Source organism: Tahibacter sp., from assembly GCF_032229445.1.
Classification (GTDB): domain Bacteria; phylum Pseudomonadota; class Gammaproteobacteria; order Xanthomonadales; family Rhodanobacteraceae; genus Tahibacter.
The window spans coordinates 21307-35827 of the sequence record NZ_JAVTWC010000046.1 but is presented as its reverse complement, the minus strand read 5'-3'; the positions used below and the strand labels follow the sequence as shown (position 1 = coordinate 35827).

The window sequence follows — 14521 nt, the reverse complement described above, 5'->3', positions numbered from 1 at the left end:
CCGCCTGCACCGGTCGCGTGCAGCGCAAGGCTGTCGGCAGCACGCACGCTGGTCGCGGCGCCCTGCCGCAGGCCGTCGGCGAAGGTCTGGATTCACCGGCGCAACCGCTCGATATGGCAACACGCGCTTTCTTCGAACCACGCCTGCAGCACGACCTGAGCGACGTACGCGTGCATGCCGGTGCCCGCGCGGCCGCCTCGGCCGCCGCGGTGCGCGCGCAGGCCTATACCGTCGGCCGCGATCTCGTCTTCGGCGAAGGCCGCTACGACCCGCACAGCGGCAGCGGACGCGAGCTGCTCGCGCACGAGCTCACGCACGTCGTGCAGCAGTCCGCGGCAGGCCCACCGCGACTGCAGCGCCGCGTCGTCGACAGCGACTACATGCTGCCGTGCCGTGCCGCACCCGGACGCGATGCCGCCACGCTGCGCGCGCGCGAACAGCAGGGCGCGGCCTGGGCCACGGCCGCCGCGACCGCGTTACGCGCAACCCCCATCAGCGAAACCGCACGCAAACTGCTGTGGCGACGCATCCGCCGCGACGCGAACGATCCGCGCGTACGCTGCCGCATGATCCCGACCCTGGCCGATCGCTTCGAGCGCATCGCCAAGGCCCTGCGCGACGACATCATCCGCTACGACTGCAGCATCACCGGCGAACCGACGTTCCTCTGCAACGGTTCCATCGCCGTGGCCTGGCCGATATTGTCGAGCACCATCAACCTGTGCTCACCGTACTGGTCGACCTCGCCGCAGGAACAGGCGCTGACGCTGATGCACGAATGCATGCATCTGTACTTCGGCACACGCGGCATCGCCGACGGCAGCGCCGGCGGCTTCGACACAGCCGAATGCTATCCGGCGTTCGCGCTCGAACTGGCCGGCCTGACCCTCGGTCCGACCGAGAATGCCAACTGCCCGCCGAATCCGGACCCGTTGCCAGCGCGCGATGCCAAGCGTCTCGCCGCACCGTGCCCCAGCAATGTGTTTCCGACCTTGAGCATCGGCGGCGGCTACGCCAACGGACTGCCCGGCGTCGGCCCGGCCGCGACCTGGGGACTGGGCCTGGAGCTGGGCCTGCCGCTGACCCGCATGCACGAATGGGAACTCACGCTCGGCGCGCGTTTCCAGCAATTCCTGCCGGTGGATGCGGACAAGCAGAAGGCCTACCTGCTCGGCGTGCGCACCGGCATCAACTACCGTTTCCGACCGTGGCGCTTCGGCTTCCAGGCCGGCGGCCACCTCGAGGCCGGCAGCATCGGCCTGCCCGGCAACGAACGCGGCGGCGGCAACCAGCAGGCCTATGGCCTCGCCGGCGGCAGCACCGGCCTGACGGTTCCGCTACCGGACCATCAGGCCTTGCAGCTGATGCTCGAGGCCGGCCGCGGCTTCGATGTCGGCAGGGCCGGCGACAAGCACCTCGACTGGTTCCAGACCGGACTCAGCATCGGTATACAGTTCCAATGAAGCACGCTTCGATCAGGCAGATGCCGACCAGGCCTGCGCGTAGCGGACAGCGCGACCTTCGCGCATCGGCGCTACAGTGGCTCGGCCGGCCGCCGGGAGAACGATCATGATGCCGCGACAGCTCACCCCACTCGCCTCTTCCGCCACGCCCGCGCCACCGCAAGCAGCCCCAGCGCCCACGGCCAGCCACGAACCGTTGCGCCTGCAGCGCAAGGCCGGCTCCTGCTCCTGTGGCGGCAGCTGTCCGCGCTGCACCGGCAATCTCGACAGCGAGGAAGGCCGCGTCCAGCGCCAGCTGCGCATCGGCGCTTCCGACGATGCGCTCGAACGCGAGGCGGACCGCGTAGCCGCGGCGGTGACCGCAGCGTCCGGCAGCGACCGCGTCTCGCCAGCCGCACAAACGATCCAGCGCCTGCCCGCGGGCGGCGCCGATGCGGCCGGCAGCGCCGCACCCGCCAGCGTGCAGCAGACCCTGGGCCGCAGCGGCAGCGCGCTCGACAGCGGCGTGCGTGAACAGATGGAACAACGCTTCGGCCAGGACTTCGGCAACGTGCGTGTGCACGCCGACGCGCAAGCGGCGCGATCGGCCGAAGCGATCGACGCGCAGGCCTATACCGCCGGCGCGAACATCGTGTTCGCCGCCGGCCAGTACGCGCCGCAGTCGTCCGCCGGCCAGCACCTGATCGCGCACGAACTCACTCATGTGGTACAGCAGGCCGGCGGTGCCGCGCAGCGGGTCTCGCGCTATCGCCGCAAGAAAGGCAGCATCCACCACGAAGGTGCCGATGAGTTGCTGACCGATTCCAAGACCCAGCCGTGGGTGGAGAGCTTCGAGATCGATTTCACCGGACACGCCGTCGATACCGGCAACAAGGCCGCCGCAATCGCCAACGGCGAACCCGAACCACTGATGCCCACCGGCACGCTGACCGCCAAATACAGTTCCAAGTCCAGCAATCAGCCGGGGAACGTAGTGCTGAACATCGTCGGCGGCTCCACTGCCCTGGGCCTGGGGCTGACCGACAAGATCAGCAAACCGGTCGAGGTGCAGCGGCTGGAAGGTGCCGGCTATACCGACTCGGCCTCGATCAAGGCGGGCAGCCTTCCGGTCGCCGACGCCGTCAGCGCGACCGGTGCCGGTCGCAAGTATGCCAAGAACAAGAGCGGCACCATGAACTATGCGATCTTCTTCACCGACACCCAGGCCATCCACGATGGCTTCCTGAACACGGGTTCGCATGCTTGCGTACATGTAGGCAACAGCGCGGACATACGCACACTCAGCCACCACACCCGCATCGGCATTACGACGGTGAAAGTCACCTATGCCAAGACTGTGCTGGACAAACTGTGCTGCCACCGCAAGCTGACCGGGAATACGAGGTGGTACGTAAACCCGTGTGGTGGCATCAAGTGTCCCTGAACAGTGCGCGCCGGTAGCCACGAGACCGCAACACGTCGGCAACGTCCGGCGCCCGCATACATTTCTCGCGCAGCCCGGCGTCGACGCCAAGCGAAGAAATTCCGCGGCTCCATCGAATAGCATAGGCACGCGCTGAAACGCCGCGGCCCGCGGCAAGGGACCTTCGCGTGCAACGACCCTCGCAACGCCCGATGCCTGCCGTGCCCCGCGCGGACGTGCGCCTTACCCACTCGACGCGGCGAGCCTTCTCCACCGCGATCCTGCTCACTGCGCTGCTGGCGCCAGCCATCGCATCGGCCCAGCAGTGCAGCTTCGCCGCCGCCGTGCCGGCCAACTGGCAACGCCTGGATACCGCGGTGGCCACACTGCGCCTGCCGCGCGATGCCTACACGAAACGCAGCGCCGCCGACGACGGTGGCAGCGACCGCTATGTCGGCGACGGCCTTGATGTCCTCGTCGACTACGGCCCGACCGACTCGCCGCGTGAGCCCGAGCAAGGCATGGTCAGCCGCCTGCTCGGCGGCGCTCCGGCCTACATCGTCAGCGAAGCGCATGCCGACGGCGCGGGCCGCATCGCCATCACCTGGGCCGAACTCGGCGGCCCGCGCATCGAAGCCAGCGTGACCATCAACTACGCGGATGCATCGCGCCGCAGCGACGCCTGCCGCATCGCCTCCAGCCTGCGCCTGCGTGGCGATGCCGCCAGCCTCACCCTGCTGCACACCGGCCGCAGCAACCGCCAGCGCTACGCCCTGCTGCGCGACGCCCACGGCGAACAGCGCCGCGTCGTCGTCGGCGACTACATCGCGCTGCACTGGGGCAAGGTCACCCGCATCGACGATGCGGCAGTGGAAATCACCGAGCGAATCGCCGACGGCCGCGGCGGCTGGAGCGAGCGGCGGCGCACCGTCACGGCGCGTGCGAGCAAGCCGGACAAGGCCCGCTGACGCCGCGGCGAACTGAGAACTGTAAGCCCTCCCCTCAAGGGGGTGAAAGGCAGCCGCTCAGAACCGCAAGGTTCTGGCTGTCTTGAACGCCCAACGGGCCGGAGGGCTCGTTGCTCTCGGCTTGACGCAGCGCCATGGCATTCTGTCAGACGCTCTCAGGCGTCCAATCTCAGCGGCGCGGCGCCGTCGCAGCGCTGCGCCCGCGGGCCATTTTCGCGGTAGCCGGGCTCGCCGCCACGCGGCCGGACAGCAGCAACTCGACCGCGATCGCCGCATCGTTGGCGTCGACGCGGCGGTCGCTGATCGCATCGGCGTAGATGAAGGATTCGCACAGGCGCACGACGAGGTAGGCCAGCGTACCGACCTCGATCGGCAGGGACAGCGCGCCGCTGCGCGCCTCGGCCTCGAGCAGCGTGCGCACGCGCTCGATCGCGCGCGCCTGCACCGGGCCTTGTTTGGACGTCAGCAGGCGCAGCGCGTGCTCGGCGTCGTCGCGCAGGAAACGGCGCAGCGGGACCGAGCGCACGATGGAGCGCACGGCCTTGGCGCAGACGGCCGCGACACGCGCCGGGCCGGGCGCCTGCTCGGCGTGCGCCGTCGCCGCGCGGCGCATGGCCGTGTCGCATTCGGCCCAGAGGATTTCGCCGAGCAGTGCATCGCGGCTGCCGACCCAGCGGAACGCGGTCGCGCGACCTATGCCCAGTTCCGCCGCGAGCGCGCCGACGTCGACACGCTCGCCCTGCTGCCAGCGCCGGCTGGCGCGCTCGAACAGGTCCAGCGGCGTGGCGCGCACGGGCGCGCCGTCGCGCAGGGCACGGGTCAGTCGGGTGGATGCGGGCGGGCGCGATCGGGGCATGGCCGGATCATAGTCATTCGGCCCTGTTGACGCCAAATGAGTCATTGCAGTATCAATGACTCACTCAACCTTCCGGATCCGCGCCATGGACTCCCGCCAGCTCATCGACCGCCGCCATCTCGATTTCCTGCTGCACGACGTACTCGCGGTCGATGACCTGTGCCGCTATCCGCGCTTCGCCGAACACAGCCGTGAGACCTTCGGCGCGGCCATCAGCCTGGCCCAGCAGATCGCGCTGGAGAAATTCCTGCCGCACAACCGCAAGGCCGACCTCAACGAGCCGCACCTGGTCGACGGCAAGGTCGAGCTGATCCCCGAGATCGGCGATGCCGTCGCGGCGTTCTGCGAGGCCGGCTTCCCGGCGGTGCTCGCCGACTACGAACGCGGCGGCATGCAGCTGCCGTTCGCCGTCGGCGCGGCCTGCGACGGCCTGTTCTGCAGCGCCAACGCCGGCACCATCGCCTACCCCACGCTCGCGCGCGCCGCGGCCAACCTGCTCGAGGTCTACGCCACGCCGGAGCAGAAACAGCTGTACATGCAGCCGATTCTCGAAGGCCGCTATTTCGGCACCATGTGCCTGTCCGAACCGCAGGCCGGCTCGTCGCTGGCCGATCTCAAGACCAGCGCGGCGGCGCAGGCCGACGGCAGCTACCGCATCAGCGGCGCGAAGATGTGGATTTCCGCCGGCGACCACGAACTCGGCGAGAACATCGTGCACCTCGTGCTCGCGCGCATCGAGGGCGCGCCTGCCGGCGTGCGCGGCATCAGCCTGTTCATCGTGCCGCGCTGGCGCGTCAACGCCGACGGCAGCCGCGGCGAACGCAACGACGTGCGCCTGGCCGGCCTCAACCACAAGATGGGCCAGCGCGCGAGCGTCAACACCTTCCTCAAGTTCGGCGAGAGCGGCGACTGCGTCGGCTATCTGGTCGGCACCGCGCACCAGGGCCTCGCGCAGATGTTCCACATGATGAACGAGGAACGCATCGGCGTGGGCCTGAGCGCGATCCAGCAGGCCGCGGCAAGCTACCAGTACGCGCTGGCCTATGCGCGCGAACGCCGCCAGGGCCGCCATCCGGACCAGAAGGATCCGGCAACCCCCGCCGTGCCGCTGATCGAACACGCCGACGTGCGGCGCATGCTGCTGCAGCAGAAATGCTATGTCGAAGGCGGCCAGATGCTCGCGTTCGATGCGGCCATGCTGGTCGACCGCCAGCACGATCCCGACGCGACCGTACGCGAACAGAGCCATCTGCTGCTGGAACTGCTCACGCCCATCGTCAAAGCCTGGAACTCCGACTACGCGCTGCGCGCGAACGACCTCGCGATCCAGGTGCTCGGCGGCTACGGCTACACGCGCGACTATCCGGTCGAACAGTGCTACCGCGACAACCGCATCAACCCGATCCACGAAGGCACCAACGGCATCCAGGCACTCGACCTGCTCGGGCGCAAGGCGCTCATGAAGGACGGCGCGGCGCTGCGGATCCTGCTCGGACGCATCGCCGCGACCTGCAACGAGGCCGCCGCGCAGGAATCACTCGCGCCGCTCGCGGCGCAACTGGGCAAGATAGCCCTGCTCGTACGCGACACGACCATGGCCGCCGGCCAGCGCATGGCCGCCGGCAACGTGCGCGAAGTGCTCGCCAACGCGGGGCACTATCTGCATCTGCTCGGCCATACCGTGGTGGCGTGGGGCTGGCTGCGCATGGCACTCGCCGCGCAGCGCGCACGCGCCGCCGGCAGCGCCGATACGGATTTCCACGACGGCAAGCTGCAGGCCTGCCGCTTCTTCTTCGCGACCGAACTGCCCCAGGTCGAGCTTGCCGCACGCCTCGTCGCGCAGGCTGACGACAGCGCCTACGTCATGCGCGACGGCTGGTTCTGACGCCGCGCACACCGCGAATCATCGAGCGGATCCACGCAACATCGGCACTTCATCGGCATGATTTGCCGGCGATCTGAACCACGAAACCGGCGCGCTTAATGCGCAGCTAACCGCGCCGTAACGCCGAGCTTGCAGATCGGCGTGCGCGTTTGGCGAGGCTGGGGGATGGGGCTAGGCTTGTGCGTCATAGACCGCGCAACGCCGGGAGCACTCCATGACCGACACCGTCGCGGCCACCGCCGCGCTCGCCCCGCTCGCCGCCTTCGTCGGACAGTGGACCACGCAGGGCGAAGTGAAGCTGCTCGGGCCGTCCGGACGCGGCGCACCGTTTCGCGCCACCGACAGCTACGAGTGGCTGCCGGGCGGCCACTTCCTGTTGCACCGATTCGTGTCGCACATGCCCGACGGCACCGTCGAAGGCATCGAGGTCATCGGCTACGACGCGAGCCGCAAGCTCTACACGATGCAGTCCTACGACAACCAGGGCAACGCGACCGCGATGCAGGCCAGCGTCGACGGCGACCAGTGGACATTCACCGGCAACAACGTGCACTTCCGCGGCGGCTTCGGCGAAGACGGCCAGGTATTCGGCGGCGTCTGGGAGATGCGCGAGCGCCTCAATGTCTCGTGGCGCACCTGGATGACGATCGAGTTGCGCCGCGCGTAGTCGACCGCAGGCGAGCGTGTCCGGGACGCACCGACCGCAGCCGCCGCACGCTGCGGCGCGCACGCATTGCGCTCATGCCGTCGCCGGCGCGATGCTCAAGGCCCCTGCCCGCCCCGGAGACCTGCCATGGCCCGCAAGACCAGTGCCGATTTCGCGCCCGAAGTGCTGCAGCATTTCGACGCCTATGTCCACGGCGCACTGAGCCGCCGCGGCTTTCTCGTCGCCGTCGCCAAGTACGCGACCGCGGCGCTGACCGCCGAACTCATCCTCGAACAGCTCAGCCCGCAATTCGCCGCGGCGCAGCAGATCCCCGAAACCGATGCGCGCCTCGCAATCACGCGCACGGAATTTCCGTCACCGGCCGGCAATGGCACCGTCAAGGGCTATCAGGTGCAGCCGGCCACTATCAAGGGCAAGCTGCCGGTCGTACTCGTCGTGCACGAGAACCGCGGCCTGAATCCACATATCGAAGACATCACGCGCCGCATCGCACTCGAAGGCTTCATCGCGTTCGCGCCCGATGCGCTCGCACCGCTCGGCGGCTATCCCGGCAACGAGGACAAGGCGCGCGAGCTGTTCGGCACACTCGACCAGGCCAAGACACGCGCCGATTTCATCGCCGCGGCCGGCGCGCTCAAGAGCGTGAAAAACGGCAACGGCAAGGTCGGCGCAATCGGCTTCTGCTACGGCGGCGGCCTGTCGAACTACCTCGCCACGCAGGTGCCCGACCTCGGCGCCGCCGTGCCGTTCTACGGACCGGCGCCCGACCTCAAGGACGTGCCGAACATCAAAGCCCCGCTGCTGATCCACTTCGCCGAAAAGGACGATCGCGTCAACGCGAGCTGGCCGCCGTACGAGGAAGCGCTCAAGGCCGCCGGCAAGCCCTACACCGCGCACACCTATCCCGGCACCCAGCACGGCTTCAACAACGACACGACACCACGCTACGACAAGGACGCGGCCAAGCTCGCCTGGGATCGCAGCATTGCGTTCCTGAAGAAACACCTGGCCTAGTCAACACGTATATTTAGTCCGCATCGCTCACACCCATTCGTGGCGAGGCCATCGGGACGCCGTCCTGATGCGCGCCGCGGGCTGAGCGACGGCAAAGGCATAGCCGACGCTCGATGAGGCCTAACGAAAAGGGATAGATCGCGCGCCGCCAACCCCTCGCTCAAGCTGATCCGCTACGGCAGGCGCAGTGAGCACGACCTGAGGTACTCCGCACATTGTCTCAGTCGGGCTTACAGTACCTGCCTGCACGGGCAGCTTAGCTCGAACGTCAGCCACTCCACACAGCCATCGGTCTATACTTCGGCCATGAGCCAGCCCAGACCCGATTTTCTCAACCTCTCCGTTGCGGAACGAATCCAGCTCGCGGAAGACATTTGGGACAGCATCGCTGCCGAAAGCCCCGAATCCATCGCTTTGACACCTGACCAAGTGCAGATAGTCCAAGCTAGGCTGGAACAGCATGAGCAGGACCCGGCGAGCGCCGTGCCATGGGATCAGGTGCGCACTGAACTGTTCCAGCGCAATCACTAAATGCATATCCTCTTTCGGCCCCAGGCCAGAGATGAGGCGCTTGAGGCACAAGCTTGGTATGAGTCTCGCGCTGCAGGTCTAGGCCTTGAATTTGCACGGGCTTTGGACGCTGCTATAGCCGCCGCCGTGCGTAACCCTGACATGTTTACATTCGTTACTGGCGACTGCCGTCGGGTGTTACTTCGCAGGTTTCCGTTTTCGATGGTGTATCGTGTTCTCGCTGATGAGTTTCTGGTCATTGCGGTGTTCCACCATCGCCGCGACTCGTCAAAACTGGCACGCCGCGGTGGGGGCTAACACTGCAAGTCTGTTGACGGAGATTTCGGCTTCTGCAAGAACCGCGAGTCTGCCTACCCTGGCAGCAAAGCGTTTGAGCACGACACTTGCGCAAAGTGGATCCAGGGTTAGTGGTAGAACGACACGACACCACGCTACGACAAGGACGCGACCACGCTAGCCTGGGATCGCAGCATTGAGCTCCTGAAGAAACACCTGGCCTAGTCAACACGTATATTTCGGCACATTTAACAACCGAGCGCCTCGACCGCAGGCCCGTACCTTCGACGCAGGTCGCGGCACCACGGCGGGCCGTCGGGCAACACCGGAGCGGCGCAATGCCGCTCCGGCAAACGCGAGAATCTACGGTCCCTTGCTCTCACGCGCCTCCAGCAACCCGCGCACATCGCGCGAGAGGATGGCCACGGCTTCGAAGATCCCGCTGGGCGAGTGCGAATGCGGCGCCTCGAACTCGGCGTCCGCGATGGTTTCGCTAAGCTCCTGGATCGCCGCGAGCCGCGTCATGATCTCCACATCCAGCGCCTCACGGTGCTCACGCGAGTCGAGGACGTACGCGAACATCACCGGGTGATCCCCGCGCGCGTCGAGGCGCATCGGATGAAACGAGCCGGTATAAGTAGTCATGGCGCGCGCCTCCCATTCCCGGGAACAACGCGACCGATACCGACGATGCAACCCGGCGAACGCCGATTGCCAAAGCACACAGACCGAATATCCATGGACAACTCCCTTTGCGTGGAGTCGCCACCCGGAATAGTGAAAAAAGGGTGGCGAACGGTATGCGGGTTAGCAGACCGGCTTAGGACCGGCGAGCCTTGCGGCTCCCCGCACACCGCCGCCAGAAATCGGCAGACGACGCCGCACAAATTCCGGGCATAAAAAAACGCCGGCTTTCGATGCGGCGCTGTGTGCGCCTAAGGTTCGGGCTGCTAAACCCGGTTGCCGAATGGGCGGCAACGGCCTGGATTGTTTACCTCGTTGTGGCCGGCGTCAAGGGTGTGGATTTGTCCCGCCCGGATCATTCGCTCAATCACTGGCGAAGCGCACCAGCGATCCATCGAAACGTGGCGAGCCCGCCTTCAACTCTCTCGACTTTGTTCCAACATAAACATAAATTCGTTGATAACTATGCGACCGAAGTGCCGTCGTCCCCGTCGCGGGAATTTCGCGCAATCAGGCTGCGAATAGAATTCGCCTCCGGTAAACGCAGACGCTCCGCCTCGGTAAGCGCCTGCTGCAGCAAGGTGAGTATTTCAGGCCCATCCTCGGGGCGGCCGCGTTTAGCCAGCGCCATCGCCAAATTGGTGCGCCCGACCAGCAGCGAACGCACATCGCCCAGACGCTCATATACCGGAAGTTCTTCCTCTCGCACGATTCGCAAGGCCTCCTCCAGTTCGCCCCGCACCGACAGGATCTCCGCGATCTTGCCCTGCGTGATCGCCCACGACCGCACATCGCCCAGACGCTCGTAAACCGGAAGCTCTTCCTCCCGCCGGATGCGCAAGCCCGCTTCTAGCTCGCCCCGCGCTTCCAAGATGTCCGCGATCCTGCCCTGCGCGACCGCCAGCTCCTGCACAGCGCCCACACGCGCGAAGACCGGCATCTGTTCCTCCTGCCTGATGCGCAAGGCCTCCTCCAACTCGCCCCGCGCCGACAGGATGTCCGCGATCTTGCCCTGCGTGATCGCCCACGACCGCGCATCGCCCAGACGCTCGTATACCGGAAGCGCTTCCTCCCTCCGAATGCGCAAGGCCTCCTCCAGTTCGCCCCACGCCTCCAGGATGTCCGCGATCTTGCTCTTCGTGATCGCCAGCGCCAACACTTCGCCCAGACGCTCGTACACCGGAAGCTCTTCCTCCCGCCGAATGCGCAAGGCCGCCTCCAGCTCTCCCCGCAACTGCAGGATGTCCGCGATTTTGCCCTGCGTGTTCGCCCGCGATCGCACATCGCCGAGAAGCTCGTAGACAGGCATCTGCTCCTCCCACCGGATACGCAAGGCCTCCTCGAGCTTCCCCTGCACCTGCAGGATGTCCGCGATCTTGCCGTGCGTCGTCGCCCGTTCCCGCATATCGCCCAGACGCTCGTATACGGGAAGCTCTTCCTCTCGCCGGATGCGCAAGGCCGCTTCCAGTTCGCCTCGCGACCACAAGATGTCCGCGATTTTACCTTGCGCGCTCGCCCGCGACCGCACATCGCCCAGGCGCTCGAACACCGGTATTTGTTCCTCCCGCCGGATGCGCAAGGCCTCCTCCAGCTCGCCCCGCAGCCGCAGAATGTCCGCGATCTGGCCGTACGTGATCGCCCGCGACCGCACGTCGCCCAGACGCTCGTACACCGGCATTTGCTCCTCCCACCGGATGCGCAAGGCTGCCTCCAGCTCTCCCCGCGCCTCCAGGATGTCAGCAATCTGGCCTTGTGCTACGGCGTAGAGATGTTCGTTTTCGAGCCGCTTCGCGAGTTCTGAACTGAGCACCGCCGTTTCTAGTGCGAGTTGCGGATCACCGGACTCTTGAGCCAAGCGCGTGACCGCCCACATCAAGTCGAAACCCCGCTGAGTCTCGCCGGCTTGCAGAACGCAGGCCGCGAAGCACGCCAGCCAAGCGCCGTATGGCCCGCTGGCAACCGCGTAATTGGCCGCAGTAACGATGTTAAATGCGGCTTCGGTCAGTCGTGTGCGGCCAAGCCACAGCGATAGACTGCCGATCTCAGACTGCACCTCGCGACGCGACTTGCCCATCGCGTCCGCGTCTGCCTCAGACACGCGCGGCGCAAACCACGCCCCCATCCGCGCCCACACCGTCTCCGCCGCCGGCTGTGGCCGCGCGCGCAGGAACTCGGCGATCAGCGGGTGCAAGCGCACCCGGCGTTCGCGCGTGTCGGCGTCGCCGGTCCAGACCCATTCCAGCAGGCTGAGGCGGCCGGCGGCGACGAGGCAAAGACCGTACTGCGCAGCCGACAGCTCGGTGATGGCCGCACCCAGCGACTCGCCTACGCCGTCGGCCGGGCCGTGGGCCAAGGCCACCAGTGCCTGCTGCCATTCGGCGCGTGCCCCCGCCCCGGCACACCATGCCTGCCAGGACAGATCGAACGAGCTGCGCAAAATCGCGCGCGCGCGGTCCACCTGCAGGCCGTGGTCGCCGGGCTGGGCCGGGGCCAGATCCAGGCCCGTGGCGCGTAGTTCGTTTAGGAACTCGTCTGGGGTCATGCCCAGGCTCATGTGGCTAGCGGCGATGTGCAGGGCGAGCGGCAGGCAACCTAGTGTGTTAGCTAACTGCTCCGCCTGGCCAACGGAGGGAATACAGGCGCCGTCGCCGGCCGCGGCGGCCTCGCTGCGCAGCAACGCTACTGCATGGTCCAGCCGCAGCGGTTTCACGTCGACCCGCTTCCAGCCCGCGCCGCTCCATTGGCGCACGCGCGCCGTCACCAGCACCGGGCAACCGGGCAGGCCAAACACCAGCGCGGCCACTTGTTCGGCCTGGGCAACGCTGTCGACGTTCTCGATCAGCAGCAGTCGCGGATGGCCGCCGGGACCGTGGCGTAGCGCCGCAGGCAGTTCGTCGCCCGTGCCCGGCAGCCGCAAGCGATCGGCCAGATCGCGCCGCAGCGTGCCGGCGTTGCGCACGTCGGACGGGGCGGCGCCCGGCGGCAGCACGAGGCGCACGACCGCCTCGCCCCTGAGCGTGTCCTGCGGCGGTGGGTAAACCCGCAGCCAGTGATCACTGATGAACTGTTCCGCGAGCCGGGTCTTGCCCACGCCTGGCATGCCGTCGATGGCACAGCAGATCGCCGTCGGCCGCGGCACCACGCCGGTGGCCGGCTTGGGTAGCAGCGCGGCGCGCAGCGTTTCCAGTTCGGTGTCACGGCCGATCAACTCGCCGGGTGCGACGGCGAACGCGACCGAATTGTCGGCGGCCAGCCGCAGGCGGCCGTTGCGGGTGCCGCGATACAGCTCGTTATCGTCTATCCATTCCGCGCGCCGATGCGACCAGCGTCGCGCCCATACCTGGTGCAGGCGCAGCGGCTGTGCCACCGGCAGGTCCACATCCACGACCAGCAGGCCATTGGGATAGCGCTGGTGCTCGTAGAGGCAGCCGGCAGCAAGGATAGACAGGCCCGCCTGCGGATCGCTCCGGCGTTCGATCACCGGATCGTGCTGGTGGCCGTGCAGCAGCAGGTCCAGTCCGCACTCGCCCAGCAGGCGCTGTGCATCGCGCTCATCGGCAAGGTCGGTCAGGGGATGGTGAATCAGGCCGATGCGCCAGCCCGCGAGCGCCTTGCTGTCGGCACCCGTCAGCAGGCGGCCGATCTGGTCGTCGCCGAGCCGCAACTTGCGGGCGTCGTTGTCGTCGCCGGCCAGCCAGGCACTGTCGAAACCGACGATATGCAGCGGCGCGCCCGCGCCAACGTCCAGCGTGCGGCGGTAGCCCAATAGGCCATGCGGGCTTTGCTGCGGCAGCAGATGCGCCAGATCCGCCGCGACCAGGAAATCGCGATACGCCTGCTGGCGACGAACGATGTCGTCGCGCCATCCCGCGTTGCAACGGAACGGCGGTGGGCCGCCAACCATCCAGCGACTCAGACCCTGCGGGTCCTGCCACTGCAGCGCGCGCAGCGCGCTCCATGCGTCCGGCGCGATGTCGCGGTCGATGTCGTGGTTGCCGGGCACGCAGAAGAAACGCTCACGAGGGCAGTTCACTGACTGCAGCACCGCGTCGATGACGTAGCGCACGCGGTGGTACTCCTCCGGTTTGCCCCGCTGGGCAAGATCGCCGGTGAAGCAGACCAGATCAATCGCCCCCTCCGCAGCGATCTCACGCAGGTTCGCGGCCCAGGCATCTCCCATCACCCGCTCGACGCGCCAGTGGTCGGCCGCCGCTTCTTTACCCACGTGCAGGTCCGACAGATGCAGAATCCGCAGTCGCTTGGCCATGCCGCTTCCCCTGTGCGTCGGGCGAGTATGCCGAAGGCGGTAAAGACCACAAGCGCGCATGCAGCCACGGAGCGGTCCGTAGCTCCGGCCGAAAGGGTGACTTTCCTTGCGCCTCAGAATCGCTGTGTTCCAAGGCAGGTCACGATGATCAGCAGCGCAGTCACACAGCGCGGACCCGTGCGCAGTGGCCCGCGTCGATTGGCGCTGTCGTCCGCATTGCCACGTGAGCCACGACTCAACGCCCGCCGCCTCGGCTTTGTATAAAAAACAACCTCAATTCCATGGACAAACAAAGAAAAAAATACTTAGTGAGAAAGACCCCGCGAAAAGCAGCTGTGCAACTTCGCCGACAATCTGGGCAAGAACACCTATGCATAGCTAGTCTCTACCGATGGCCTGACAGCGTGGAGATTGTGACGACGCTGTCGGCACAATTGGGCTGGCCGCATCTCCAAAAGACCACGAAGCGATTGCACTCAGCCCGGCGCATCAAGGCAGTCATCACCCG

Annotated in this window: 10 protein-coding genes; 7 read left to right on the top strand and 3 right to left on the bottom strand. The window is 66.9% G+C overall.

The features are described 5' to 3' along the window. Positions 1-17 precede the first annotated feature (17 nt). The 3 genes from RUU78_RS09005 to RUU78_RS08995 all read left to right on the top strand — a co-directional run bounded on the left by RUU78_RS09005 (position 18) and on the right by RUU78_RS08995 (position 3833). Positions 18-1463, top strand: a complete 1446-nt coding sequence (locus RUU78_RS09005; protein WP_313915780.1) for a DUF4157 domain-containing protein — start codon at positions 18-20, stop codon at positions 1461-1463. A gap of 106 nt (positions 1464-1569) precedes the next feature. Continuing rightward, positions 1570-2886, top strand: coding sequence for a DUF4157 domain-containing protein (locus RUU78_RS09000; RefSeq protein WP_313915778.1), 1317 nt, complete (start codon positions 1570-1572; stop codon positions 2884-2886). Between the two features lie 191 nt (positions 2887-3077). Then, positions 3078-3833 carry a pilus assembly protein PilP gene (locus RUU78_RS08995; RefSeq protein WP_313915776.1) on the top strand — a complete coding sequence of 252 codons (756 nt, stop codon included), beginning with the start codon at positions 3078-3080 and terminating at the stop codon, positions 3831-3833. Between the two features lie 169 nt (positions 3834-4002). Here the strand turns inward: RUU78_RS08995 and RUU78_RS08990 are convergent, their stop codons facing one another. Continuing rightward, positions 4003-4689: a QsdR family transcriptional regulator gene (locus RUU78_RS08990; RefSeq protein WP_313915774.1), complete on the bottom strand. Its 687-nt coding sequence runs from the start codon at positions 4687-4689 to the stop codon at positions 4003-4005. A gap of 85 nt (positions 4690-4774) precedes the next feature. On the opposite strand from RUU78_RS08990, the gene RUU78_RS08985 reads away from it, so the two are divergent. The 4 genes from RUU78_RS08985 (at position 4775) to RUU78_RS08970 (ending at position 8786) form a co-directional block, all read left to right on the top strand. Continuing rightward, positions 4775-6574: an acyl-CoA dehydrogenase gene (locus RUU78_RS08985; protein WP_313915772.1), complete on the top strand. Its 1800-nt coding sequence runs from the start codon at positions 4775-4777 to the stop codon at positions 6572-6574. Positions 6575-6788: 214 nt separating this feature from the next. Next, positions 6789-7241 (top strand): DUF1579 family protein, encoded by a 453-nt coding sequence (locus RUU78_RS08980; protein WP_313915770.1) that lies wholly within the window; start codon positions 6789-6791, stop codon positions 7239-7241. A gap of 126 nt (positions 7242-7367) precedes the next feature. Next, positions 7368-8255, top strand: coding sequence for a dienelactone hydrolase family protein (locus tag RUU78_RS08975; RefSeq protein ID WP_313915768.1), 888 nt, complete (start codon positions 7368-7370; stop codon positions 8253-8255). A 306-nt stretch (positions 8256-8561) separates the two neighbouring features. After that, on the top strand, positions 8562-8786 hold the full coding sequence (locus tag RUU78_RS08970; protein ID WP_313915766.1) for an addiction module protein: 225 nt from the start codon (positions 8562-8564) through the stop codon (positions 8784-8786). A gap of 639 nt (positions 8787-9425) precedes the next feature. Here RUU78_RS08970 and RUU78_RS08965 read toward each other — a convergent pair. Together RUU78_RS08965 and RUU78_RS08960 are read right to left on the bottom strand one after the other, a co-directional pair. Then, complete coding sequence (locus RUU78_RS08965) at positions 9426-9707, bottom strand: hypothetical protein (RefSeq protein WP_313915764.1); 282 nt, start codon at positions 9705-9707, stop codon at positions 9426-9428. Positions 9708-10209: 502 nt separating this feature from the next. Next, positions 10210-14013: a metallophosphoesterase gene (locus tag RUU78_RS08960; protein WP_313915762.1), complete on the bottom strand. Its 3804-nt coding sequence runs from the start codon at positions 14011-14013 to the stop codon at positions 10210-10212. Positions 14014-14521: the final 508 nt, after the last annotated feature.

Excerpts from the sequence above, each read along its gene's own strand:
- RUU78_RS08980 (WP_313915770.1), top strand. The coding sequence starts at position 6,789 with ATGACCGACACCGTCGCGGCCACCGCCGCGCTCGCCCCGCTCGCCGCC.
- RUU78_RS08975 (WP_313915768.1), top strand. The coding sequence starts at position 7,368 with ATGGCCCGCAAGACCAGTGCCGATTTCGCGCCCGAAGTGCTGCAGCAT.
- RUU78_RS08990 (WP_313915774.1), bottom strand. The coding sequence starts at position 4,689 with ATGCCCCGATCGCGCCCGCCCGCATCCACCCGACTGACCCGTGCCCTG.
- RUU78_RS08965 (WP_313915764.1), bottom strand. The coding sequence starts at position 9,707 with ATGACTACTTATACCGGCTCGTTTCATCCGATGCGCCTCGACGCGCGC.
- RUU78_RS08970 (WP_313915766.1), top strand. The coding sequence starts at position 8,562 with ATGAGCCAGCCCAGACCCGATTTTCTCAACCTCTCCGTTGCGGAACGA.
- RUU78_RS08960 (WP_313915762.1), bottom strand. The coding sequence starts at position 14,013 with ATGGCCAAGCGACTGCGGATTCTGCATCTGTCGGACCTGCACGTGGGT.
- RUU78_RS09000 (WP_313915778.1), top strand. The coding sequence starts at position 1,570 with ATGATGCCGCGACAGCTCACCCCACTCGCCTCTTCCGCCACGCCCGCG.
- RUU78_RS08995 (WP_313915776.1), top strand. The coding sequence starts at position 3,078 with ATGCCTGCCGTGCCCCGCGCGGACGTGCGCCTTACCCACTCGACGCGG.
- RUU78_RS08985 (WP_313915772.1), top strand. The coding sequence starts at position 4,775 with ATGGACTCCCGCCAGCTCATCGACCGCCGCCATCTCGATTTCCTGCTG.